16 protein-coding genes and 1 pseudogene are annotated in these 26,185 nt (G+C 39.0%); 7 read left to right on the forward strand and 10 right to left on the reverse strand.

Annotated features, from left to right (window positions below; all coding sequences use genetic code 11):
- Positions 1-526 precede the first annotated feature (526 nt).
- Entirely contained in the window at positions 527-1,228 is a 702-nt protein-coding gene (locus tag ACM0OY_RS27475; RefSeq protein ID WP_414571956.1) for a hypothetical protein, read from the forward strand.
- 134 nt (positions 1,229-1,362) lie between these two features.
- Here the strand turns inward: ACM0OY_RS27475 and ACM0OY_RS27480 are convergent, their stop codons facing one another.
- The 3 genes from ACM0OY_RS27480 to ACM0OY_RS27490 all read right to left on the reverse strand — a co-directional run bounded on the left by ACM0OY_RS27480 (position 1,363) and on the right by ACM0OY_RS27490 (position 4,142).
- Complete coding sequence (locus ACM0OY_RS27480; RefSeq protein WP_414571957.1) at positions 1,363-2,418, reverse strand: acyltransferase; 1,056 nt, start codon at positions 2,416-2,418, stop codon at positions 1,363-1,365.
- A 348-nt stretch (positions 2,419-2,766) separates the two neighbouring features.
- The gene (cobO, locus tag ACM0OY_RS27485; RefSeq protein ID WP_414571958.1) at positions 2,767-3,444 is read right to left on the reverse strand and encodes a cob(I)yrinic acid a,c-diamide adenosyltransferase; all 678 of its coding nucleotides are present in this window, start codon (positions 3,442-3,444) and stop codon (positions 2,767-2,769) included.
- 389 nt (positions 3,445-3,833) lie between these two features.
- A complete protein-coding gene (locus tag ACM0OY_RS27490; protein ID WP_414571959.1) occupies positions 3,834-4,142 on the reverse strand; it encodes an IS1096 element passenger TnpR family protein in 309 nt (102 codons plus the stop codon).
- A 197-nt stretch (positions 4,143-4,339) separates the two neighbouring features.
- Here ACM0OY_RS27490 and ACM0OY_RS27495 point away from each other — a divergent pair, with 197 nt between their 5' ends.
- The 3 genes from ACM0OY_RS27495 (at position 4,340) to ACM0OY_RS27505 (ending at position 11,562) form a co-directional block, all read left to right on the forward strand.
- Positions 4,340-4,876, forward strand: coding sequence for a nucleotidyltransferase family protein (locus ACM0OY_RS27495; RefSeq protein ID WP_414571960.1), 537 nt, complete (start codon positions 4,340-4,342; stop codon positions 4,874-4,876).
- A gap of 193 nt (positions 4,877-5,069) precedes the next feature.
- Positions 5,070-10,478 carry an AAA family ATPase gene (locus ACM0OY_RS27500; RefSeq protein WP_414571961.1) on the forward strand — a complete coding sequence of 1,803 codons (5,409 nt, stop codon included), beginning with the start codon at positions 5,070-5,072 and terminating at the stop codon, positions 10,476-10,478.
- A 418-nt stretch (positions 10,479-10,896) separates the two neighbouring features.
- Positions 10,897-11,562, forward strand: a complete 666-nt coding sequence (locus ACM0OY_RS27505; RefSeq protein ID WP_414571962.1) for a nuclear transport factor 2 family protein — start codon at positions 10,897-10,899, stop codon at positions 11,560-11,562.
- Positions 11,563-11,658: 96 nt separating this feature from the next.
- On the opposite strand, the gene ACM0OY_RS27510 is transcribed toward ACM0OY_RS27505, so the two are convergent.
- The 5 genes from ACM0OY_RS27510 to ACM0OY_RS27530 all read right to left on the reverse strand — a co-directional run bounded on the left by ACM0OY_RS27510 (position 11,659) and on the right by ACM0OY_RS27530 (position 22,016).
- Complete coding sequence (locus ACM0OY_RS27510; protein WP_414571963.1) at positions 11,659-17,223, reverse strand: PAS domain S-box protein; 5,565 nt, start codon at positions 17,221-17,223, stop codon at positions 11,659-11,661.
- Between the two features lie 439 nt (positions 17,224-17,662).
- A complete protein-coding gene (gene rtcA, locus ACM0OY_RS27515) occupies positions 17,663-18,700 on the reverse strand; it encodes an RNA 3'-terminal phosphate cyclase (protein WP_414571964.1) in 1,038 nt (345 codons plus the stop codon).
- A 154-nt stretch (positions 18,701-18,854) separates the two neighbouring features.
- A complete protein-coding gene (locus tag ACM0OY_RS27520; RefSeq protein ID WP_414571965.1) occupies positions 18,855-20,201 on the reverse strand; it encodes an FAD-binding oxidoreductase in 1,347 nt (448 codons plus the stop codon).
- A 121-nt stretch (positions 20,202-20,322) separates the two neighbouring features.
- On the reverse strand, positions 20,323-21,150 hold the full coding sequence (locus ACM0OY_RS27525; RefSeq protein ID WP_414571966.1) for an ABC transporter permease: 828 nt from the start codon (positions 21,148-21,150) through the stop codon (positions 20,323-20,325).
- Between the two features lie 113 nt (positions 21,151-21,263).
- A complete protein-coding gene (locus ACM0OY_RS27530) occupies positions 21,264-22,016 on the reverse strand; it encodes an ABC transporter ATP-binding protein (protein ID WP_414571967.1) in 753 nt (250 codons plus the stop codon).
- Between the two features lie 234 nt (positions 22,017-22,250).
- On the opposite strand from ACM0OY_RS27530, the gene ACM0OY_RS27535 reads away from it, so the two are divergent.
- Complete coding sequence (locus ACM0OY_RS27535; protein ID WP_414571968.1) at positions 22,251-22,454, forward strand: DNA adenine methylase; 204 nt, start codon at positions 22,251-22,253, stop codon at positions 22,452-22,454.
- Complete coding sequence (locus tag ACM0OY_RS27540) at positions 22,408-22,671, forward strand: hypothetical protein (RefSeq protein ID WP_414571992.1); 264 nt, start codon at positions 22,408-22,410, stop codon at positions 22,669-22,671. The genes ACM0OY_RS27535 and ACM0OY_RS27540 overlap by 47 nt, the downstream gene beginning before the upstream one ends.
- 139 nt (positions 22,672-22,810) lie before the next feature.
- Here ACM0OY_RS27540 and ACM0OY_RS27545 read toward each other — a convergent pair whose 3' ends face one another.
- Together ACM0OY_RS27545 and ACM0OY_RS27550 are read right to left on the reverse strand one after the other, a co-directional pair.
- The gene (locus ACM0OY_RS27545) at positions 22,811-23,875 is read right to left on the reverse strand and encodes an ABC transporter substrate-binding protein (RefSeq protein ID WP_414571969.1); all 1,065 of its coding nucleotides are present in this window, start codon (positions 23,873-23,875) and stop codon (positions 22,811-22,813) included.
- Positions 23,876-23,896: 21 nt separating this feature from the next.
- The gene (locus ACM0OY_RS27550) at positions 23,897-24,379 is read right to left on the reverse strand and encodes a tetratricopeptide repeat protein (protein ID WP_414571970.1); all 483 of its coding nucleotides are present in this window, start codon (positions 24,377-24,379) and stop codon (positions 23,897-23,899) included.
- Positions 24,380-24,666: 287 nt separating this feature from the next.
- Here ACM0OY_RS27550 and ACM0OY_RS27555 point away from each other — a divergent pair.
- Positions 24,667-25,925: pseudogene (locus ACM0OY_RS27555) on the forward strand (GTP cyclohydrolase II).
- Positions 25,926-26,185 lie beyond the last annotated feature (260 nt).

Consider the following 26,185-nt stretch of genomic DNA (forward strand, 5'->3'; position numbering starts at 1 on the left):
TTCCTAGCTTCCATGCTTTCAAAATGTCCTAACCTGTGTGACTACGGCTATATTTATGCATTGAGGCAGGAGAAGCAGGGGGAGAAAAAAAGTCTTATCTCGACTGTATTGGGTCATACTTCATAGTTGAGAATTTTCGCTATTCAAACAGATGTAGAGATGTTGCAATGCAGCGTCTCTTGAAATTATCCAAAATCTAACACCATTGCTATAGTTCTACGGACATAGATTTGAGAAAAAAGATCACTATTTTTTCTCCTGAAAAATGTAAAAGGCAAGATGCCAAAGTGAATTGAGAGCATTAGATTTGGAATTAACCTCACCCAATGGAATGAATCTGCTGGATGAATCATAAATACTCTAAGTGATGGTAATCTAGGATTGTTAAGCTAAATTAAATAAAAACTTTAGTTTTTGAGACTTTTGTTTTTCGGACAATAGAAATTAAGTCATTAGCAATCAAGACTTGATTATGATTTAAGTAAGTTCTAGGAAATTTAGTTAATTTTTTAACAGGAGAAGTAGGGTGCTTAACAACTTTCATCGGTTATTATCTCCCCGTCAGTGGGGAATTTCCCTTGCGGGCTTAGGCTTACTTCTCGCTTTCGGCTGTATAGGCAACGAGACTGAAGTTGTCTCAGTTAAAAATGCTCCATTCTCATCGGCTCGGATTCAAAAAAGCTCTGAAACTTCTCTTTTATCAAGACTCAGACAAATTCGAGAACACAGAAGTCAACAGCAAATAGCTTCTGCGGATAGAGAAATTTTTGGTGATAGGAGCCAAAAAACAGCATCTACAAGCACAGCCCTGGTTCCAGATGCTGAAGCGGCTACAAAAGGGGTAGGAGTTTTGCCAAAAGCGAATTTTCCAACAAGAGATGGAATTTATCTTTACGGTCAATCGCCAAAAGCAAATCAGATCGGTCAAGCTTACATCATATTTCAGAAGCAACGTGACAGGGTGACTGGTGCTTTGTATATGCCTCAGTCAGAGTTTAATTGTTTTCAAGGTACACTCGACCAGTCGGGAGAGTTGGCGATGACGGTTAGTGCTTCACCCAATGACACCAGTGCTGATGCGTCTAATCAGGTGGCTACAAGCAATAGATTGCCTCAGGTTGGTGAAGATGAGCTAAGTACCTATGCTTACTCAGTAGCTTTGCAAGACTTCCATCGGTTAAATTCTATCAATGCTGGCGATCGCCGGATATTACAAATGTGTAAGTAATTTCCAAGAAGTTTCTACACGAAATTAGTCAAATAAAAGCATATTAAATCTCGATGGTGAATCCCAAGTAGCTCGGTTTACACAAAATCGAGCTACTTGGGATTCAATAAGCCAGATGCTCTATCAAGTAAAGTTTAAAATCCCAAATATTTTTGGGATAATTCAATACCTATAAATTTTCTTGTAATATATATTATTATATAGCACACAAAAATTGTGATCAAAGTGGCACTAAATATACAAAGTAAATTTAAATTATAAATAATTTGAATCCTACTTATTAAAGTATTTATGCCTTCAAGAACTAACATATGTATTAAATAAATCCCAAAAGAAAATTCGCCAAGAACAACTAAAACCTTGGGCCAATTATCGATGATTTTTCGCAAGCCTAGAAATAATAATATTAAACAAAAAGAGCATAAAATTGATGATATTTTAACCTGAGAACCAGCTAAGCTCTCTGATTCCAAAACTCTCCACAAATATAAGCTTTCTGTAATAGAAAACAATATGGAAGCTATATATAAAAAAATCACAATACCGATTTGATTTTTACAAAAATTAATTATTTTTTGCTGAGTTCTTGCTAGAATCCCAAAGTAATAAAATGTAGTCCATAGAGAAAAAGAAATTACATTCCAAGGAAAATTTATCTCATAGTTAAAATAGAGTTGCAAAAAATATAGAACCAATATGGATAAGGGAGTTAAGGATAGCCATAAAATACTTTTTGCTCTACTGTTTACAGATGAAATCATGAAGGGAGTTAGTATAATTAATTGTGTGAGAACAATTACAAAATAGTAAGGTCCTTGAACACGACCCGTAATTATATAGATAAATATCTTGTATAAGTTCCAATCGTAAGTAGATTTAAAAAACAAAATAATCAAAAAACACCAAAATAAATAAGGTATTAAAAGTCTAGTTAGTCGCTTCTTGTAAAAAATGAAGTAATCCGATACTGTAGAAAAATAATTTGTAGGTGCAAAAAAACCTGAGATGAATATAAAAGCTGCAACTCCATAATTAATAAATTGCCTAAGTACTAATGAAAGTTCGTAGTTTAAAGAGAAAAATTCACCATTAATAAATAATTTTCCTGTATTAGATGCGTGAATTGCCACTACTGCTACGATCGCAATTCCGCGAAATGCTTGAAAAGATAAATCTTTATTGTTAGTCATCAATTTATTGAATTATTATAGCGGTTCCCGATTACATGAGGTACAAAAATTTGTAGAGATCCATAGTTATGCGCCCCTACCTTGTACATCACGAAAGCGAGAATTGCTATATTACTAGACTAAGCAGAATATAGACAGAAGTCATATATAAATGACTTTACAAATCAAAAGATTTTCTTGCCGATCAAACTCAAATAGATGCTTGAACACACTAAAGTGTTTGCTCAGCAAGCAAATTTAATACTTCTGTTTGTTTCAGTGTAGTATTAGATTACCATATCCATACTTTGTTTCATAGCGTATCTATAAATTGCCGTATAGTAATTAAATATTTCCTCTGTTGATTGCTTAATACTCAATTCCTGGTTGCGCTTTCACACCTTGATCGCGGAAAGGATGCTTAACTAAGGTCATTTCTGTTACTAAATCAGCACGTTCAATTAAAGCAGCTGGCGCTCCTCTGCCTGTGAGAATAACGTGTTTGTTAGCTGGTTTTTCTGCCAAGCCTGCTAAAACTTCTTCTACTTCTAAATAAGCCATTTTGAGAGCGATATTGATTTCATCTAAAAGCACTAGATGAAAGTCTGGATTGCGGATGTATTCTAATGATTTTTGCCATGCAGCGCTAGCTTTGTCAAGGTCGCGATCGCGGTCTTGAGTTTCCCAGGTAAAGCCTTCGCCCATTGCGTGAAATTCTAACTGGTCTTGCCAGTGACTGAAAACCCTTTTTTCAGAAGGTTCCCAGCTACCTTTGATGAATTGGACGATCGCTACTTTATACCCGTGGCCAAGTGATCGTAACACCATTCCTAAAGCCGCAGTAGTTTTACCCTTACCGTTACCAGTATTTACAATAATTAACCCTTTTTCAGGTACAGCTTGTGCTATGCGTTTGTCCTGCACTTCTTTGCGTCGTTGCATCTTTTTACGATACTGTTCATCAGTCAGAGATGAGGACATGACTTCATCGATCAAGCGTTCAATCTCTCGATCTGAGTTCAATTCTTGCCGTGTGTCGTTTTTCATTAATTTTGTGTACAAATAACTGTTAAAAGTGTTGAAAATGAACCAAAATTATATTGATTATCTGATTTTACCTAAATCAGACAAATGGATATGTCTAGTCAGATTATGCAAAAATATTTATTCGATGTTAGATGTTTTTACATGTTTACCAAACAGACATGTAACAATATATGATATACAAATTAAAGTTATAATTTGAGTTAAATATTACTATTTTTAATATTTTAATTAATTTGATTTGAGCACTTTACTGGATAAATTTTCTGTTTTGGTCTGACAGGTTATTTGCGTAGGATAAAAATTATCGTTCATCACTCTCAGCAATTATTCGTAGCTTATTTGATGAAAAAACGAACATTTTGTCACACTCTCATATCTCACCATCTCCCTCATCCCTCATCTTCATCCCATTCATCATCTTCATTCCAATATTGCTGAGGTGCATTTCCGTGAGTTTCTAAAATCTTTGGTTTTTTGATTTTATTATCAGGTGAATTAATTGCTTCTAATTGCACATCAAATTCCCAGTTATCACCGAAATCATAAAGATAGGTCATTTTAGCACCTGGCTCTAGAGACAAATCACCAATCTGCACTTGGTCAGCAAATGGGGGTGTTTCCATGTAGGGATGGCCGATTTGAATTGTGCGTCCGAAAGGATTGAGTGTGCTTTCTAGCCGAGCAAATAAATCTTCCATAAAGAAAAATTCTAAATTCTAAATTCACGATTTAGCTTTGTATCTAACCCTGTTTTTTTATACTTTAAATACGGAAGTTATTTTCATAAATACTGACTTGCTTAATGTTACAACGGGAGTCACAACACCGTAAGCTTAATGAAATGTGAATAATAATAATATTTTCACGTTCTATTTGACAATCCTAGAAATTTGATATGAATAGTAACACTAGTTTACACATGATTTTAACTGATACACTTATTGATACAGTATTACCTGCGATCGCTCAACTAAATCTACCTAACTGGTGGTTAGCCGGAGGTGCAGTCAGAAATACAGTTTGGCGTTCGATTTTTGGCGAACATTGTGGCTTAGGTATTAAAGATTTTGATATTGCATTTTTTGATATCGAAGGAAATCGTTCGCAAGAACTAACAGCAAAGGCAAATCTCACAGAACAATTTCCTCTTGAGCAATTTGATGTCAAAAATCAAGCTAGTTTTGCTCGTTGGCGTCTTGGTCATAGACCCTACACTAGTACAGAGGATGGTATTACAGATTGGTTACACACTGCTACAGCTGTAGGAGTTCGACTAGACGCACAAGGGCAATGGCAATTTTTCACTCCTTACGGCTTAGATGACCTGTTTAGTGGCATTATTCGGCCTACACCAGCACATATTCATAATATTGATGCCCACAATAAAGCATCTGGGTTTTTAGAAAAGTGTCCTTATTTGCGGTTGGGGTAAAAGTTACAGTCAGATTTTAGCCTTGAGTACACTGTGGCGGATAAGACCAGGAGGTTAAGCACCTTGTCTTAATTTTTTGGTACGTAATCGCAATGTTAATAATTTTCTACGTATAGGGAATAATTGAAATAGAACCCCTTTCGGGAAAGAACGGGGGGTGATACGAATTTTATAACTTTATAATCAAAAATCAATGCCAAATCGTACTGGATATCAAATCAACTCGACTCTCCACGAAGGAATTCAAACGATTATTTATCAAACACAAAGACCAAACACACAACAGCAAGTTATTATCAAGCTACTTAAAAATGAATATCCTACCCTTGAAGCCTTTACTCGGCTGAAAAATGAGTATCAAATTCAGCAAGATTTAGACCATCCGAATATAGTTAAAGCCATCAGTTTAGAAACTTTTGACAATCGTGTAGGACTCTTATTAGAAGATTTTGGTGGTCAGTCTTTAGCACAAGTTTTACAAACAGAAAAGCTTGATTTAATTAACCATTTAAAAATTGCTATTCAACTGACTAAAGCTTTAGATTACTTGCATAAAAACCAGATTATTCATAAAGATATCAAACCTAGTAATATCATTATTAGCTCCCTGACAGGTATTGTTAAACTTACGGATTTTGGTATTGCTTCCCGCCTAAATAAGGAAAATCCTCAATTTACTAACCCTAACTCCGTTGAAGGCACACTTGCCTATATGTCTCCTGAACAAACTGGGAGAATGAATCGTATTATTGATTATCGCACTGACTTTTATTCTCTTGGTGTGACTTTATATGAAATGCTCACCAAGCAAACACCATTTTTTAGCGAAGATCCCCTAGAAATAGTTTATAGTCACATTGCTGTTCAACCAATAAACCCACAGTCATTAAATCCTAAGATTCCTGCCGCCATCTCTGAAATTATCATGAAGCTGATGGCCAAAAATGCCGAAGACAGATATCAAAGTGCCACAGGATTATTAGCAGACTTAGAATTATGTCTAAAGCAATTAGAAACTCAGGATACAATTAGTAATTTTGTTCCAGGTCGTTTAGATGTTTTAAGTCAGTTATTAATTCCTCAAAAATTATATGGTCGCGAACAACAAGTTCATGAACTGTTAGCAGCATTTGAGCGCGTGACATCTGGAACTAGTGAAATCATGCTAGTTTCTGGTTATTCTGGCATTGGCAAATCAGTTTTAGTCAACGAAGTCAATAAACCCATTACTCGCAGACAAGGTTATTTTATTTCTGGTAAATTTGACCAATTAAAACGAAATATACCTTATGCTTCTTTAATTCAAGCTTTTGCTTATTTAATGCGTTATTTGCTCACAGAGAATAATGAAAAAATAGAAATATGGCGTCATAAAATATTATCAGCTTTAGGAACCAATGGGAAAGTCATTACTGACGTAATTCCAGAAGTAGAATTAATTATTGGTACACAGCCAGAAGTTGCTCAAATTGGGGCAACAGAATCGCAAAATCGCTTCAATCGTGTTTTTAAAGAATTTATCCAAGTTTTCACTCAAAAAGAACATCCATTAGTCATATTTTTAGATGATTTACAATGGGCAGACTCAGCTACATTAAATTTAATTCAACTGCTGATAACTGACAGCGATACTAAACATTTGTTGTTTATTGGGGCATATAGAGATAATGAAGTGAGTCCCGCACATCCATTAATCCAAAAAATAGAAGAAATTAAGAGTATCGGCACAGTTGTTAATAATCTGGTGTTGCAGCCTTTGAATTTAGAAAATGTAACTCAGCTAGTTGCTGAAACTCTCCAAGAAACTGAAACCGGAGTTTTGAGTCAGCAAATTATCCAACTAGCTGAACTTATTTGTAATAAAACAGGTGGCAATCCCTTTTTTATTACACAATTAATTCAGGTACTTTATCAAGAAAAGCTTTTAAGATTTAACTTTGTTAATGCTAAATGGCAGTGGAATTTAGAGGAAATCCAAGCAATTGGAATTATTGACAAAAATGTAGTAGAACTCGTTGCAAGTCGGGTTAAAAAGCTACCAAAGGTCACCCAAGATGTTTTAAAGCTAGCAGCTTGTGTAGGTGATAGATTTAGTTTAGATATTTTATCGATAGTTAATGAAAAATCACCTTCTATCACAGCCAATGATTTACACTCGGCTTTGCAAGCAGGATTAATTCTACCTTTAAGTGAAGCTTATCGCATTCCTTTAGTTTTTAATCAAGAAGAAGCGGTAAATTTGAATTTCGATACTTCACGAGTAGGTTATAAGTTCTTGCATGACAGAGTTCAACAAGCAGCATATTCATTAATTCCAGAAGAGCGTAAGAAATCTACTCATTTAAAAATTGGTCAATTACTCCTACAAAATATACCCCAGCAGGAAATAGAAGCAAATATTTTTGATATTGTCAATCAGTTTAATGTAGGTATTGTTAACCTGAGAGAGCAATCTGAAAAAACTGAGTTAGCACGATTAAATTTAATTGCTGGGCAAAAAGCTAAAGGTTCTACAGCTTATGAAGCTGCTCTGAAATATTTAACAACTGGGATAGAACTTTTAAGTTTAGACTCTTGGCAAACTGAATATAACTTAACTGTAGGTTTATATGAAGGAGCCGCAGAGGTAGCCTATTTAAGCGGTAATTTTGAGCAGATGCAGCAATGGGCTAAGGTAGTGGAGCAAGAAGCTAAAATTCTTTTAGATAAAGTCAAAGTCTATGAAGTACAAATTATCGCTTCCATAATTCAAAGCAAACAGATTGAAGCTATTAAGATAGCAGTCTCGACTCTGCAATTGTTAGGAATCAGCTTTCCAGATGAACCGACATCAGTTGATATTCAACGGGGAATGGATGAAATCGCTGCTCATTTACAAGGGAAAGTGATTGCAGATTTAATTAACTTACCATTGATGACCGATCCTAACAAGATTGCAGCCATGAAAATCTTAATGGGAGTTCTCCCCGCAGCTTTTCAAACTGCTCCAGCAATGATGCCAATTATTGTCTGTGAAATGGTCAATTTGTCTTTAAAATATGGCAATACGGCTGTATCTGCTTATGGTTATAGTCTTTATGGATTACTTCTTTGTGGAGTTCAAGGAGAAATTGATTCTGGCTATGAATTTGGCAAATTGGGTTCCAGTTTAGTGTCACAATTTAATGCTCAAGAACTCAAGGCTAAAATTCTGACGGTTGTTAGCGCTCATGTGATGCACTGGAAAGAGCATGTTAAGCAGACATTAACATCATCAATGTCAGGATATTCTAGCGGTTTGGAAACTGGAGATTTAGAATATGCTGGCTATTGTGGTTACATTTATCCCTATCATTCATTTTGGTTGGGTAAGGAACTTTCTGTTTTAGAAAAAGAATTTATAGCTTATTGTGATTCGCTGAAAAAAATTAAGCAACAAGTAGCTTTAACTTGGAACTTAGTATATTTGCAAACAGTTTTAAATTTGCAAGGAAGTTGGGAAAATATTGATTGTTTAATTGGTGAAGCATACGATGAAGAAAGTATGCTACCAATTCATCAGCAAGTTAATGACCTTTATACAATTAATCATGTATTTGTGAATAAGCTGATGCTCTCTTACTTATTTGGAGAGTATTTTAAAGCTGTAGAAAATGCTGCGATCGCCGAAAATTCTTTAGGTGGTGTTACAGGATTATTTGTTGTTCCACTGTTCTATTTTTACGATTCTTTAGCGCACTTAGCTATCTATCATACTGCTAAAGAGTCTGAGCAGCAAGCTATTTTGAAAAAAGTCACAGCTAATCAGCAAAAAATGGAACTCTGGGCTACTCATGCTCCCACAAATCACTTACACAGATTTTATCTTGTGGAAGCAGAACGATATCAAGTTTTGGGTGACAAGCTGCAAGCAATGGACTACTACGAAAATTCTATTGCCACATCTGGCGAAAATGGCTTTCTCCAAGAAGAAGCTTTAGCTTATGAGTTAGCAGGCAAGTTTTATCAATTTCTAGGTAAACAGTTAATTTCTCAAACTTATATAACTAAAGCTTATTATGGCTATATTCGTTGGGGTGCGATCGCTAAAGTTAAACACCTTGAATCCAAGTATCCTTTTCTAGTAGGACAAATTACTAACGTAGAAACTTCTACTTCCAAACTAGATAAAATCCAGCTTACTACTACTACGACTACTAATAGTAGCTTAAGTGATTTTTTAGATTTTAATGCATTCATCAAGTTTTCACAAGCGATTACCAATGAAATTGTTTTAGAAAATTTGTTGAGTAAATTAATCAAAATTTTACTAGAAAATGCTGCTGCACACAAAGTATTGCTACTTTTACTTAAAGATAATCAGCTATATATCGAAGCTTCTGGAAATATTAATGAAAATTTAGTAACAGTTTTACACTCTATTCCTGTTGAAACCTATCAAGATTTACCGCTTACTGTTATTAACTATGTTTTGCGAACTCAGCAATATCTTGTCTTAAATGACGCCGTAATTGCAGAACCATTTAATTTTGATATCTATATTCAAGAATCAAAAACCAAGTCAATCTTTTGCTTACCGATTATTTATCAATCACAGCTGACTGGGATTATTTATTTAGAAAACAAATTATCGTCAGCAGCTTTTATTCCAGAAAGGGTAGAGGTATTAAAAGTCTTAGTTTCTCAAATGGCTATTGCCATAGAAAATGCGCGTTTGTATACAAGAGAGCAAGATAAATCTAGTCAATTACAACAGTCAATTGAAGATTTACAACAAGCACAACTACAACTTATCCAAAGCGAAAAAATGTCTTCTTTAGGAAATTTAGTTGCAGGTGTAGCCCACGAAATCAACAACCCCATTGCTTTTATTACAGGTAGTATCGCCCATGCGAAAGATACTGTGAAAGATTTAATAGACTATCTACAACTGTATCGAGAAAAATTCCCTAATCCTGGTGCTGAAATTGAAGAAAAAGGCGAAGAAATAGATATAGATTTTCTGATAACTGATTTCCCGAAAATGATTGACGGAATGACGGTGGGGACACAGCGTATTCGTAATATTAGTACCTCTCTCCGTACTTTTTCTCGTGCTGATACTACCTCTAAAGTATTAGCTGATATCCATGAAGGGATTGATAGTACTTTAATGATTTTACAGCATCGGTTAAAAGCAGATCATAACCGTCCAGCTGTTCAAGTCATCAAGAATTATGGAGATATTCCATTAGTGAAATGCTATTTGGGACAATTGAATCAGGTGTTTATGAATATTCTAGCAAATGCGATCGATGCTTTAGAAGAAGCAAATATCGGCCGTAATTTTATAGAGATTCAGGAGAATTATCCGAATATCATCAGTATTTTAACTCAGATAAGTGAAGATAAGGAAAATGTCGTAATTAAGTTTCGAGATAATGCCAAAGGAATGTCCGAAGCAATTAAGTCCTGCATATTTGAAAATCTATTTACTACTAAATGTGTAGGGAAAGGCACAGGATTAGGGCTATCTATTAGCCGTCAAATTATAGTAGAAAACCACGCTGGAAGCTTGATTTGTGAATCAGCTGTAGGAGAAGGAACAGAATTTATAATTTCTATTCCCATTTCTGGAGAATAAGAGATTTCTGTAGAAGCAGAATAACCTCAGATACCCAACTTAATTTTATGAGTTGGGTATTTTTTTATCATCAATAATTCAGGATTACTATAGTAATTATATTTAAGTTCTCAAAATTGTTAACTTAAAGCTTATTGAAATATTAATAAAAGTATGTAAGTAGTAAGTTTATTTCTTAACTAAATCAACATAAAATTATTTGCAATTAATAGTAACAAGTTTATTTTTCAGCTGTTATAAATAGTTATATAAATCAAATCTTGTACTAGCTTTCTCATTTATTAGCTGATATCAAAGTACGCTCTACCTAAATCTGCAAGGACTTTGGCCAATTTTTAGGAGCTAAATTTATCAGGCGAAACTTTAGCGTGCGTCAAGTACAAGATGCGAAAATTGTAACAATTAAAGGGGTCATCTTGTGGAAAAAAGAAGAGAAAATGGGCGAATAGTTTCTAAGGCTATTTCACTTTTGTTAAATCGTATAAGCCTGATTGCGCTTGCAGTAACTATTGTACTGTTTATTGGAGGTAGGTTTGAAATAGCAAGTGCCACTCAACCTAACGCAGAATTGGAGATTCAAAAATTAGCAAGCTGTTACGCGCTGGGAACTGACGCCATTGGTAGAGGAAATGTCTTAGAAGGAAAGAATATTTATCGGGATTGTTTTACCCAAGATGCAGTCCTGACTGCTGTTTTTCCTGATGGTGCAAGCGAAACACGTATTGGAACAGATGCATGGGCAGATTTTGTTTATTCGGTATTCCAAGGAAACGGATATTTAGCTACCCAACACTTGATGGGTTCGATAAACATCTCATTTCAAAATAACAAAGCAACGATGACTTCTTACCTTCATGCGACTCATAAACGTTCGGAAACTAGTATTGATGTCGCTAATGGTACTTATGAAGATGAAGTCGTCAATAAAAATGGGCGCTGGAAAATTCGTAATCGTACCCTCAAACTCATCGATTTCTTAAATCTAAGTTCTCCAACCAGCGATTCCTCAGCCACCAATGCCCGAACCACTAATTCCTCAACTACCTTTGTCACACCAAATATTCCTCGTTTAAAGAAGCGCTAATTCTTCAAACTACATAAGGTAAAACTAAAAAGTAAAAGAAATACTTTCTTTTACTTTTTATTTCGTTATCATCAGACTTTTGACTGCCTTTTAATATTAGAAATTATTCTCTGTGAGATCGATAATTTCATCGAAGCAAAAGTTACGAACTAAATTTGCTAATTCTTCTGCGAAGTTAGAATGATTTGGCTGAATTTGTTCAATGAGTTGGAAAATTCGCTCCGCATCAACTTCAATGGCTGCTTGATTTAATTGTGCTATCCATTGAGCAGGCATCATCTCAATTGCAGAGTGAAGATCCAAGATGAAAGATTGAACATTATCCGGCTTTTTATCTGTGGCATTTTCACTGCTTTCTTGTGCATAGATATAATCTACATCCAAATATTCAGCCATCTTTTCAAAAATCACTTGTTCGCGGAATGGCTTACGAACTAAGTCGTCACAGCCTGCGGCTAAGATACTTGCTTGTTGTTCTTCAAAAGCACTAGCAGTTAGAGCAATAATTACAGTGCAGTGATTTAGATCTGTATTTCTTTCCCTGGCTCTAATTTCTTTAGTTGCGTCATAGCCGTTCATTACAGGCATCCGCATATCCATCCAAATGAGGTGGGGTTGCCAATTTTGCCAAATTGCGATCGCTTGTTGTCCATTATTAGCAACTTTGGTATGAAAACCAACACTTCCAAGCAGTTGCACAATTAAATCGCAGTTTTCTTTGCGGTCATCCACTACCAGAATCCGATAATCTGGTTGGTTGGCTGCCAGTTTAATTACACGTCCTTTACCCAACTTGGGTGTAGCTTTTAAGGCTGCGACTAAATTCACTTGGATATCAAAGCTAAAAATAGATCCTTGCCCAACGGTGCTGGTAATGTGAATGTCGCCCCCCAACAAGCGCACAAACTGGCGGCTAATAGTTAATCCTAGTCCAGTGCCGTCCTTAGTTTGGATACCGCTTGATGTCTGCACAAAAGGCTGAAATAGATTCTTCATTTCTTCCGGTGCTATTCCCCGTCCAGTGTCTTCAATTTCAAAGATTAGGGAGTGGGAAGAGGCAGAGGGGCGGGGTGCAGGGGGCAGAGGGGAAAAGTCTTCTCCCTTGCTCCCTGCTCCCCACTCCCCATTCTCTAACCTCACCCGCAAGGTTACGCCGCCAGTTTGAGTAAACTTGACGGCGTTACCCAAAAGGTTAATTAGGATTTGGCGGAGTTTACCTGCATCTGTTTGGATGTAACGGGGGAGATTGGCGGACATTTCAAATTTGAGGAATAGTTGCTTTGCTTGTGTCCGCACCTGGAACATTTCTTGTAATGTTTGCAACAAGAAATAAAGGTCGAAGTCTTCGGGGTTGAAAATGATTTGTCCGGCTTCAATTTTGGACATTTCTAAGACATCGTTAATCAGATTAAGTAAGTGTTCTCCACTACGGTTAATGGTAGTTAAAGATTCACGCTGATTGGAGTTGAGGCTGGTGTCTCGTTCCATTAATTGGGAAAAGCCGAGAATCGCATTTAAAGGTGTGCGGAGTTCGTGACTCATGTTAGCAAGGAAAGCACTTTTGGCTCGGTTGGCGGTTTCGGCGGCTTCTTTGGCAATTCTCAAGGCCTCTTCTGCTTGATGTCTGGCTCGACCGATCGCTATTATTTCACCTACCAGTTTCAATAAATTAATATCTTCTTGGTTCCAGGTTTTGGTATCGTGAATCATCGCTGCACCAACAAAGCCAACGACTTTGCCAGCATGAAGCATGGGCACAGCGAGTAAAGATTGAAACGACATAGTTTCAAACAGTTTTCGCTCAGGTAGATGGGGCGCTAGTTCTTCCACACGAGAGATTTGGCGATGTCTACCACGCAGAATCGGCTCGTAGAAATAAGGGAAAACTTCCACAGGTGAACCTCTGGCAATATCAATTAATGGTGGAACATTTTCACCGCACCATTCATGAATGAGGTTAAATTCTTTTTGATCGTTGGAGCATTCAAAAATACAACTGTGTTCAACATCAATAAATTGAGCGATCGCTCGCAGTGTAAAATTAATTGCTGTTTCTAAATCTTGGTCGATAAATTGCCGAGAAATGCTACTGAGTAAAGTTTCTGCTTGAGTACGACGTTGCAAGGCTGCTTCTGCTAATTTGCGATCGCTAATATCACGAGCTACCCCGACAATCTGAAAGTTACCCTGGGCATCTTGTGTGCGGACTGCATTAGCAGTTAGCCAAACCCATCCCCTAGTTCGATGTTTGGCGCGGTACTCAGTATCTGAAATTCCCTCGCCTGTTGCTAGGATAGTTTGGGCGACTTCTAAACATTTTGGCACATCATCGGGATGAGTAAATAATGCCAAGGAATTACCCTCCATTTCGCTGGGGGCAAATCCGGTAGTCTTCAATATATTTGGAGAAATATAGTTGAAAACCCCATCAGGACTGATAACAAATAGCATATCGTTGACCTTTTCAACGATAGTGCGAAACTTTAACTCACTTTGTTGGAGGGCGGCTTCTGCTTGTTTGCGTTCCAATTCAGCACCAGCACGGGCAGCAAAAATTTTGACAATCAGTTCCCGTCCAGGATCGGGCTGCATTGGTTTGACATCTATCACTGCTAGATGTCCAATGATTTCGCCGGATGAACTGGTGAGAGGAACGCCAAGAAAACTTTCGGCATTCATCGCCACTAAATCTGCATCTTCGGGGAAAGCGGCTTGCACTCCTTGGGGATAGTGACACATATTGCCTTGCAACGTGTGTTGACAAGGAGTACCGTGCAAATTATATTCCAAGTTATCGCCAATATCCCCGGAACACCAAAATGCTAAAGTGCGGACTTTACTTTTTGGCTCATCATTGAACTCAGTAACTAGGGCATATTGAACTTGCAAGACTTCGGCAAGGTAACGGACACAGGAATTAAAGAATTCATTGCCTGTTTTCGCTGCCGTACCCTCAACAATTAAGCGTAAAGCTTGTTCTTGGTGTTTGCGATCGCTAATATCTGTAAATACGCAATCGAGACAAGATTCTTCGGAATTCAGGCGCAGTGACAATAATAGCCACACCACAGAATCATCCAAGCGACGCATTGCAACTTCAAAATTGCATACTTCGCCGTACTCTTCTACCTGTCTTAAAACCACTGCGCGTTCGCTGGGATTTACATATAAATCGGGGATAAAATACTTGCCAATTAAGTCATCAGCACAGGCAAAACCCAAGATATTTGCACCGCGGTCGTTAGCATCAAGAATTAATCCATCTTCTGGACGGGTGCGAAAAATTCCTACTTGAGAATTTTCAAAGATGTTGCGGTACTTCATTTCACTACGACGCAAGGCTTCTTCTGCTTGCTTGCGTTCTGTGATATCCCGTCCTACACCTGCGATCGCAATTTCACCGCTAGAAGTATTGATTGTGGAAGTGTTAAAGTTAAACCATCGCCAACTGCCGTCTTGGTGTCGCAATCGCACTTCAATATTAGTCAGCTTTTCGCCAGTTATCGCCCTTTGTAAAGCGGCGGCGCTAGTTGGTAAATCTTCAGGATTGGTAAACTCTACCACAGAATGACCTTCGATTTCCTCCAAGCTGTAACCCATAATTGCCGTGATATTCGGCGAGTGATAAGTAAAAATTCCCTCTGGCGAAAGGACAAATATCAAATCATTGGCATTTTCAACGATGCTGCGGAATTTTAACTCATTTTCTTGGAGGGCTGCTTGGACGCGTTTGCGTTCTGTGGCATCAGTGCCTACGGAAAGAATTTCGATTAAGTTTCCTTGTTCATCTAAAATGGGTTTATTCGCCCAGACTATCCAAACGCGATCGCCATTTTTGCATAAGTTCTCGTTTTCGTTAAATACGTACTTTTCTGGGTGCAGACAAATATCCACCATTAATGCCTGCAAGTCGCGTCCAGAAGTTTCGGTTTCTGGAACAATTGTACCGACAACATTATGCCCTATAATTTCATTTGCATCGAAACCAAACAGCCTTTGACCGTAGTCATTTAAAAATATGATGTCACCGTTGCCATCCCAACGCAGAATGATACAGTTGGCTGTTTGCACCAAATCATGATATTGTGCTTCGCTTTGGCGTAAGGCTTCTTGGGTGCGTTTGCGATCGCTAATATCCCGCACGATTGCTAAAATATGTTGCTTGCCATTATAAATGCAAGTCGTTCCTTTGACTTCCACATCAATTAAAGTGCCATCTTTGCAGATATCAACTGCTTGTCCATAATATTGCTCGCCAACTCGTGTTTTTTCTACAAACTCATAAAAAACAGGATGTGAATCTGGGTGAATGTAAGCAGATGGATGCAAAGCAATAAATTCTTCGTAAGTATAACCGTGCATCTGACAAGCAGCAGGATTTACTTCGGCAACTTTTTCAGTTTCTATTTCAGTAATAAATAGTCCATCATTGATAGCTTCAAAAATACTGCGGTACTGCAACTCACTTTGTCGCAGTGCTTCTTCTGCCCTATGGCGTTGAGTAACATCGCGGAAACTCCACACTCTACCAATAATCTGTTCGCCCGCGCGCTGAGGACACGAATAGCGCTCAAATATTCTGCCATCCCGCATTTCTAACCAGTCGTAACTAACTACTTCCGGATTTTGGTATAATTCTATGACGCGTTGCAAAAATCCATCGGGGTCTTTGAGTTGGTTTGCCAGATACCCTAACCGCCGAGGATGACTTGGTTCCGTCAAAAGTTCTGGTGGAATTGACCACATTTCTAAGAACTTTTGATTGTAATTAGTGATATTACTGAAGCTATCTACTACTAAAATACCATCTTGAATTGATTCAAAAATAGCGTTTAGTAAGGATAAAGAATTTTCTAGAGCTATTTGGGTTTGTTTGCGATCTGTAATATCACGCCCCAAAACCAGTAAAGCCTTGCGTCTACCATCTTGGTGAAACAAAGGAGCTTTAATCATATCTAAACTGCTCATTGTCCCATCAGGGCGGGGAATAACTTCTTCTACCCGATGCACAGATCCCAACTGCCAAGATTGCTCATCTGTTTTGCTGCAATTTAGTAAAGCATCCCGATAAAAATTGCTAAATTCTGCTAGTTCTGAGTCAGTTTTGCCTTGATAATCAACGTCTTGTAGTTCTAAAAATTCTAAGTTAGCTTGGTTTGACAGCAACCATTTTCCCTCGCCGTCTTTTAAACAAATGATATCGGGTGTTGCATTAATTAATGTCTGCAACCGTTCCTCAATTTCTTGCAAAGATTCTTGAGCTTGTTTGGTTGCAGTCAGATCCCGGATCACCAGTATTGCACAGCGATCGCCACTCAATCCGATACAGCTGGCGGAAATTTGTAATGTTAAAGTTCGCTCACCCTGCTGCAACTGATAATTTGTTGTGTCATACTCCCCATTGAGTATTCTGACATCAGGATAGCAGGGTAAAGCAAGTAACTGTCCAGCTTGTATTAGGGGTAGCAAGTCAGTTAACCTCAAGCCGCAGACAGTACCGTGGGCTTGGTTAACCAGAAATTCAAAGCTAGAATTGCACCATTGAATACGTTGGTCTTCTCCCACCCAGACTACAGCATCAGCGATCGCATCCAGTGTGACTTCCATCTTATTCAACGTCGTTTGCAATTGCTTTACCTGCTCTAGCTGTTGTCTACTCATCAACGACTCCTCTTCAAATAATTCGTAATAATCCTTAGTTAAATCCTTTACAAATTAATAATCATGTGCTGTTGATGATACTCATAAATCTGTATAGTGATTGTATCGCTACTCCCCGACTGGAATATTCGACTACAGTAAAACTACACATTCCCTTCAAATTTTACGGAAGTCACACGGATGGTCTTCAGCGAACAACATTGTTGTCCCCCTACATGTGCAGGGCTGTTTCATTCTATTTCAAAGAGGATTTATCAAGATGGTTGAGAAAAATTGTAAGTGAGACTGACGAAGATATGACTTCTATAACCCTATTGCCTCTTGCCTACTTATCGCGCTTGTGCTGCGCTTCTCTAGGGGAGGCTTTGCCAACGCGAACGCGCACCACACAGATAATTTCATAAATCAAAACGGATTCCTATACAGCCTAAAATCGCTATCAATGGCTTACTGACACTCTTTTCTCAACTTCATCTACCTGAATCTGCCCCAATCCAAACTGTTGAATTACTCCAGCATTCGTAGTCAAATGACTACTCACCTCAGCTACTCGGTAATGACTTTCTTGTGAGGCTAAAGCAGCTGGCAATAATAACTGGTCTGCTAAGTGTTCATCTACTGGTGCGCCTGTGTGATGAAACTCAAGTAGTTGCTGACAAGCAATTTCCGCAACGGTTTCGGCTGATAACCGCAAACGCCCAAACCCACCAAAACCAGCTAAGCTGTTCTGATACTCAGCAGTCAGGAAAATACCTGCCCCTGGTGCAACACCTTTTTCTCGTGATGCTTGTACAGCAACTTTTAAATGCGCTTCTCTTAATAAATTTTCGGCACGATTCGCCATCCGTTGGGGTATATGAGAAGGTAATTCTGTTACCACAGCAACTCCGCGCACTTGCTGTAAAGTCCCCCGTTCCAACAAATCTATCCCGCAGAGTTGACAACCACCACTGACTTGCAATTCTATTTCTCCGCCACCTTGGGGATACCAACCCCAAGCGCCTAACTTGACTTTTGCTTCTACTCCCATGCGTTGCAGTATCCGCAGATAAACTTGCTCAATGTATGTAACTGTGGGGCTAAAGTTCACATGAGTTCCACCTTTGAGTGTTACCTGGGAATTCCCAGGTGCTAGTGCCAAAGGCAAGAGAATTGTCTGGAGAATGAGAGCGATCGCACCCGCAGAACCACCAGGTTGTGCTTTACTAACATCAAAGGCATAAGTTCCAGCTTGCACAGCACTACCTGGGATAAATTCCAGCTGCATTGAACCCAAAGCATCACCCCTTAGTTGGGCATTACAAATTCTAGCAGCCGCACGCACAGCTGTTAAATGCTGTGGTGCTAGTCCTGGCTTTTTGCGTCCGGCGCGAATACCTGTAATCCGTATCGGTTCGCCAGTGATAGCGGCTAGACTTAAGGAAGTGCGAAGTACTTGTCCGCCTCCTTCTCCGTAAGAACCATCAATTTCAATCATGGGTGATTTTGGGATGTTGTTTTGGGTTCTGCCCACGGAATATTTAGAATTCAGAATACCGAATTCAGAATACCTCAATTTTTACAACGGATTTCAAGAAGCGTAAAGTACACAAACTATGTTTGGTAATCAGGTATTAAGCCTGTTTTACTTCTCAATTATGCTGTAATTGGAGAACTTTGCTTTTACCGGGGTTCATTAACCCATAGGGGTCTACTATTTCTTTAAATTTTAACTGCTCAGGATCGATAACTTTTCTCCCACCTTCTTCAATAATATAGGTGTGAGGATTAGCAATACTCACACCCTGTTCTTCGTGATAGCGGATAATTTCGTTGAGACGTTCTTCTATGGTATAGCGCACAAGTTGTAAACCACCAGCAACTACAGCACCCTTCACCCGAAAAAATTCTAAATGCATCATCACTTCATCACCAAAATGATTATACATATGCTCTACAAGTTGCAGACTTTTACCAGCAGGAAACATACTTTGTAAGTAGGTGATTGCAGTGTCTACAGTCCGGGCGTGTAAGGTGGTGTGGTTCCAGGTAAATTCTGCTAATGGTGTTCCTTTGGCTGCTTCCGACGCTGGTTTTTCATAAGTAATGCGGCCGCCGTATTGCTGCACCAAACTGGGCAATAATTCTAAACTCGGTTCAGCAACCATCAAAAATACTGCATGAGTACCTTCAGGAATGTACTGTTGTAAGGCGTGAAAGTATTGGGGAATAGGGGATGCGAAGACAGAAATCAATTTCTTAATCATGCCATCGGCACTGCCAAGGGCATGACCAAACTTTGCTGCTGCGATAAAGTCGTCAAATGTCACGATGACTTCTGCCCAAGGATAAGCAGGCCCTAAGGGAATTTCAACTTCGGTGATGATGCCGTTAATCCCCCAAGCATGGTTCACCTTTTGTACATCGTCTCCCCGCAATTCGATTGTTCGGGGTTCATCTTCTAAAGTTACCACTCGCAGTGCCAGAATATTACCGCGATCGGCTAGTAACCCATATTCTATCGAACCAATACCCCCACTCCCGCCACCAATAAATCCGCCTATTGTGGCTGTGCGGTAAGTCGAGGGCGCCATACGGATTTCCCAACCGATTTCTCGTGCTTTTTTATCTATAGCCGCCAACTTTATCCCCGCTTCTACCCGCGCCACCCCTGGTTTCACCCAAAGAATCTTTTGCATCCGTGTCATGTCTAAAATTATGCCACCGTGCAATGGTACGCATTGCCCATAATTACCAGTTCCAGCGCCCCGTACAGTTAAGGGTACGCGGTATTTCGCACAAGCGGCTGCCACTTTTAAAACCTCTGCTTCATTCAGGGGACGCACCGCAATATCCCCCACTTTTCCCTCTAATTTCGGCACAAGCACCGGGCTAAAGGTGTGGTAATCCTGAGATAATTTTGCCACTTGGGTCGGGTCAGTGATAATTTCTATACCTGCTAGAGAATTAATCAGTGTATCTAAGTTGGTTATGGTCATAATTTATGAATTACGGCTTCTAAGTTGGTTGTCACCATAGCTTATTTACTAATATTGAAGCAGGAAAACATTAGATTATGGAAATAAGTGCGATCGCAATTGAGTATAATCAAATTTAAATCTAATTTTCCTCTTTAACAGCACTTTCATGCCACTTACTTAATATCAAGTCAGACAACGCACTCAAGCCGACAAAAATTAATACACCCAACCCAGTTGTGAGAAATAATGCTGCAAACATCCGAGGAATTTGTAAGTTGTAGCTAGATATCAAAATCCGGTAAGCAATACCCGATTTTGCCCCACCAGTCCCGGCGACAAATTCCGCAACCACGGCACCAATTAATGCTAAACCACCGCTAATTTTTAACCCGCCTAAAAAGTAAGGCATGGCACTAGGTAAACGAAGATATAGTAGTGTTTGCCAGCGAGAAGCTTTATAAAGTTGGAATAAGTTGAGCAAGTTACGGTCAACGCTGTTGAGTCCTAATGTAGTGTTGGAAACGATGGGGAAAAAGGCGACTATCCAGGCACAAACTACTAAAGCAGCGAAGGTGTTATTTTTTAGCCAAAGAATTATTAAAGGTGCGATCGCTACTATCGGAGTTGTTTGTAAAATTACTGCATAGGGAAATAAACTGCGTTCAATCCATTTACTTTGAGCGAACAAAATCGCCATCAGCAAACCAGAAATTGCCGCAGCAACAAAGGCATAAATTGTGATTTGTAGTGTAATTAATAGTGATGGGAAAAGTTCATTCCAGTCATTAATTAAGGTTTTAAATACTAATATAGGGCTAGGTAGGATATAAGGAGGTAAATGCATTAGCCGTACTAATATATCCCACAGGAATAATGCTAGAATACCAACTGCCAAAGGTGCAACAACATCCGCGGAAATTAATTTTTGCAGTGTTTTTTGTGACTGGAGACGACGGATAAACAGCATTTTCAAAAGTTAAAAATTTAATTTAATAAACCGTAGAGAATACAGAGGATACGGAGAGAAAGAGTAATTTTTGTATTTCTTTCTCTCTGCGTCCTCTGCGCCTCTGTGGTTATTTATCTCATAGCTTGGGCTAGATGCAGAGAAATCTCACGGCAATATTGGTTATACAGCAATGATGTACGAAAGCCATCGTCACGGGGATAGGAAGCATCAATTTCTATATCTGCTACGATACGTCCGGGACTTGTGCCCATGACTAACACTCGATTTGATAAATAGACTGCTTCGTAAATATTGTGGGTGACAAAAACCACTGTCCAGTGATGTTGACACCATAAATCGAGTAAATCGCTATTGAGTTTACTACGAGTAATTTCATCTAATGCCCCAAATGGTTCATCCATTAACAAGACATTTGGTTGAGTTACTAATGCCCTAGCAATTGATACCCGCATTTTCATGCCACCAGATAACTCACGGGGATAGTTTTCCTCAAAGCCTTCTAATCTTACCAGTGTTAATGTCTGCTGCACCAATTTTTGGCTATCTTTTTTAGAGATTCCCGCCAACTTTAGCGGTAGACGTATATTCTCCCAAACGCTTGCCCAAGGCATAAGGGCAGCATCTTGAAAAACAAAAGCCAGTTTTCTTGCTTGCTGAGTTATGCCCCAATCAATACTACCAGAATTCATCCGCCCCAGTCCGGCAATCAATCGCAGTACTGTACTTTTACCGCAGCCAGAGGGGCCAACTAAACTCACGAATTGCGCCTCTGGAATAACTAAATTCAGGTCTTGCAAGGCAACAGTACCATTGGCGTAGACTTTGCTAATCTGATTGATTGTGATAATGGGACGGTTACTCATTAATTCTGTAGATTAAAATTTGACTATATCAAACAATATGGAAAAGATATTTTATGGTTAACCTAATTATAAGTTCAAACTAAAAACTGGAGAAAGTATTAACAGCATTTTAGTGAGTAAATGTTAACTAAACATTATTTATAAATACTGGTAATGCAAATTTTATTAGTATATATTTGAGTTGAAATGAACAACTTAGTGTTAAATTAGAGAGTTATATAAAATAGCAAACTTATGAGTAAGCTGATAGCATTCGGTTGGTATGGAGGAAAATATAGTCACCTTGACTGGCTTCTACCGCTCTTGTCAACAACTACTCACTACTGTGAGCCTTTTGGAGGTTCAGCAGCGGTTTTGATAAACAAAGAACCATCACCTGTAGAAACTTACAATGATTGTCAAAAAGCTACGTACAGAAGTCCTCTGGACAAACTATGACTTAGAATATCAACCTGTACAAATATCTCAAAGTAAGTCCAAAAAGTCTAAAAAAGCTATTATGTCAATGCCTCCAGAGATTCTTAATTCAGCCTTTGATAAAGCATCTGAGTACATTAGAACGGGGGATTCAATGATGATTGCTCCAGAAATTGTTGATAGAGTCGAATTTGTATGTAGACACCCTCAAAATAAAGCTGGAATAAGGTGCAGTTAGTCAAGCCTTAAAGGAGGCTTTTTTGGCATTACGCCAAGCTGTTGAGAGTGTTGAAGTTGAAATCAACTCAGATGTTGAGACTGAATTGGATACTCAACTTTGAGAAATAGCTAAAAATTTGGAGAATAAGAGCGATCGCTCACTTATTGTAATAGCCTACCCCTTTATTCACAAATTGCAAGGTGTACGCTTCTTTATAATTAACGTTGGGTTGGGAAATCTTAGTATCAATCATACTATCGAAGAGTGATTTCCACTTTTCGTCGCTCATTGCCCCGATACCTTGTTTTTCTGCTATGTCAGAAAGAATTATTCCATATTCGTTGAGCTTTTGAATGCTATAAGCCAGTTGTTCATCTGTCATTTCTGGATTATCTTTTTTAATCAGTTGATTCCCTGGTTGGGGATTTTCTAAATAACTATACCAACCTTTAATTGAAGCATCAACAAATCGCTGCACTAATTCTGGATTTTTTTCTACGAGTTCTTTTTTGGTTTCAATAGTGGTTGCATATGGTTGATAACCATAATCTGCTAATAAAAATACCACTGGCTGAAAACCGCCCTGCTTTTGAATAGCAAAGGGTTCAGATGTAACATAACCTTGTTGGGCTGAATTTTTATCAGTTAAAAAAGGAGCCGGATTAAAATTGTAAGGACGCTTTTGGTCGTCGGTAAAACCATACTTTGCTTCCAGTAAAGGCCAATAGGTAATATTGGCAGAAGCAGAGACATAAATTGGTTTGCCTTTAAGATCTCCAAGGGTTTTAATTGCTGTGTTGGGATGGGCGATGAGACACCAAGGATCTTTCTGAAAAATTGCTGCGACTGTGATTTTGGGAATACCCTGTGCAATGGCATTTACAGCATCAATGCCGTAACCCATAAAGAAATCTACCGCACCCCCCATCAACAATTGAGTACCACTACCAACCTGGGGGCCACCCATTTTGATGGTGACATCTAAACCGTAGTCTTTGTAAATACCAGTGGCGATCGCTTGGTAAAATCCGCCGTGTTCTGCTTGTGCTATCCAGTTTGTGCCGAATGTCACTTTCTCCAACCCAGAACTGTTAGTTGACGGTTGGTTGTTGTTAGTACAAGCTGTAATCAAACTGCTAGCAATACAGATAGAACTGTATTGAATAAAATCACGGCGAGTTAGGCGATGAATTGTTGCTGATGAGGGTGATGACGGATTCATAAAAAAGTATGATGCTCTCTCCTATCTACCGTCGTAACTCAATCTAAATGTACATTCTAGAATCAACTTTTGATTCACCAGCGAATAGGGCTGAATTTCCAGAGCGCGTTTAAAAGCTCGGATAGCTTCACCATACCTTCCTAGTGCTGCATAACACAAGCCCATGCCATGAAGGGCACCAAAATGTATTGAATTTATCTGTACAACCATCTGACAATCTGCCAGAGATTTTTGATAATCACCAATACTGTAATAGAGAAAAGCTCGTCGATTCCAAGCTTCAGCAAAATCTGGCTGTTCTCTGAGAAGTTCCGTCAGTGCTGTTTCGGCTTCAGTAATTTCGCCCGCGTCCAGTAACTTTTGACTGCGGTCAATCCTTTCTAGCCCATAGATTCCCTTTTGCTGAAACCAGATTCGCCAGATTTTTCTGGTTGCCTGTTCGCGGACTGTAGCATCGGGATTTTTCAACTCTTCAAGTAACGAACTAATAGATAAAGAATCCATGAATTTGAGATCAGTGAATATACCTTTCTTTTTACTTTCTCACAAAATTTATCTGATAAAACATTTTTAAAGTCATCTTTAAATTTACGGATATCAATTGCTATTTATGAAATTTATGTGTTATTTTTTGTATTCGACAATATGACTAATGCCAAACTCGCCATTGAAAGTCATAACTGCTTATTGGTAAGGGTGTCACGGTTTTAAAAATAAAAACTGACTATAGGTAGTTGACAAATCCCTAGTGACGAATAGTTCATAAAAACATTACAAAAAAACTCATGACTATGCCAAAGCAAAACGACGTTTCCAGGCATATTGTTCTCACTTCGCATCCTAGTAGCTTTGGCCCTAAGCCAATTCCCATTCAATGGGGGGCAACCGATCCCATGCAACGGGGCCCGATTATTGCTACGCTGACCAAGCAAACACATCGCAATGTCATTGGTACCCACTCTGGCAGTTATGCGATTTATCGTGCTCTAGCAGTGGCTAGCGGTGCTTTGCAGTCAGATCATCGAGCAGATTTGACAAATACATCCCCAGTAGAGCATATCGGCCCCTACCCCAGTTGGTTTGATGCACAAAAGATAGTATCCTCGATCCGTTTGGGGGGATGCCATCTGAGGTATTTTCATCCTATTACCAACAGGGGTATGATATTCGTCCCACCATTGCCATTACTAAAGCTCACATCAATATGCCGGAACTGCAAGATGCAATAGACAAAGGGCGCTTGCAGGTGGATGGCAAAATTATGAAACCAGGTGGCGATTTAGTTGTCACCAAAGCCGCCATTGAACCAGTTTGGTATTTACCAGGAATTGCCAAGCGCTTTGGCATCGCAGAAGCACAATTACGACGGGCTTTATTTGAACAAACTGGTGGCATGTTTCCGGAATTGGTGACGCGTTCGGATTTGGAGGTGTTTTTGCCGCCAATTGGAGGCGTAACAGTGTATATTGTCGGTGATATTGCTGCGATCGCCGATCCTAAAAAACCCGTAGCCGTGCGAGTTCATGATGAATGCAACGGTTCTGACGTATTTGGCTCAGATATCTGCACCTGTCGCCCCTATTTGGTACATGGAATTGAAGTGTGCGTCCAAACGGCACAGGAAGGCGGTGTCGGTGTAATTGTTTATTGTCGCAAAGAAGGCCGCGCCTTAGGAGAAGTGACGAAATTCCTAGTATACAATGCCCGGAAGCGTCAAGAAGGAGGCGATCGCGCTGATGCCTACTTTGCCCGCACAGAATGTGTTGCCGGAGTAGAAGACATGCGCTTCCAAGAATTGATGCCAGATGTCTTACATTGGCTCGGCGTCACCCGCATTGACCGCATGGTGTCCATGAGTAATATGAAATACAATGCCATCACCCAGGCGGGAATTGAGATTGTGGAAAGAATACCAATCCCAGAAGATTTGATTCCCCAAGATGCACGGGTAGAAATCGAGGCTAAAAAAGCGGCTGGTTATTACACCACAGGCGATGTGTTAGATGCTGATGGTTTGGCTGAGGTGAAGGGGCGAGGCTTGGTAGAGTAGGGAGGGTGAAGTGGGGAGATAGAGGAGACAAGGGGACAAATTACGCTTTTTGCTCTTCTCTAAGTATGTAGGCGTTAAAAAATACAACGAGATTAAGAAATATGAATTGCTTAAAAGCTTATATTCAAAGCCTTGCTGGTGCTTTATATAAGTTTACGTAGTTGGGTTTAATTGTGCCTACTTAACCGTCGAACTCACATTTTATTAGGGGACTTATTGTAGAGCGGAGATTGGCTTATTTTCAAGAGGAAATTCAAAAG

Origin of the sequence: Nostoc sp. CCY 9925, from assembly GCF_963920935.1 — a bacterium.
In the GTDB taxonomy this organism is placed as follows: domain Bacteria; phylum Cyanobacteriota; class Cyanobacteriia; order Cyanobacteriales; family Nostocaceae; genus Nostoc.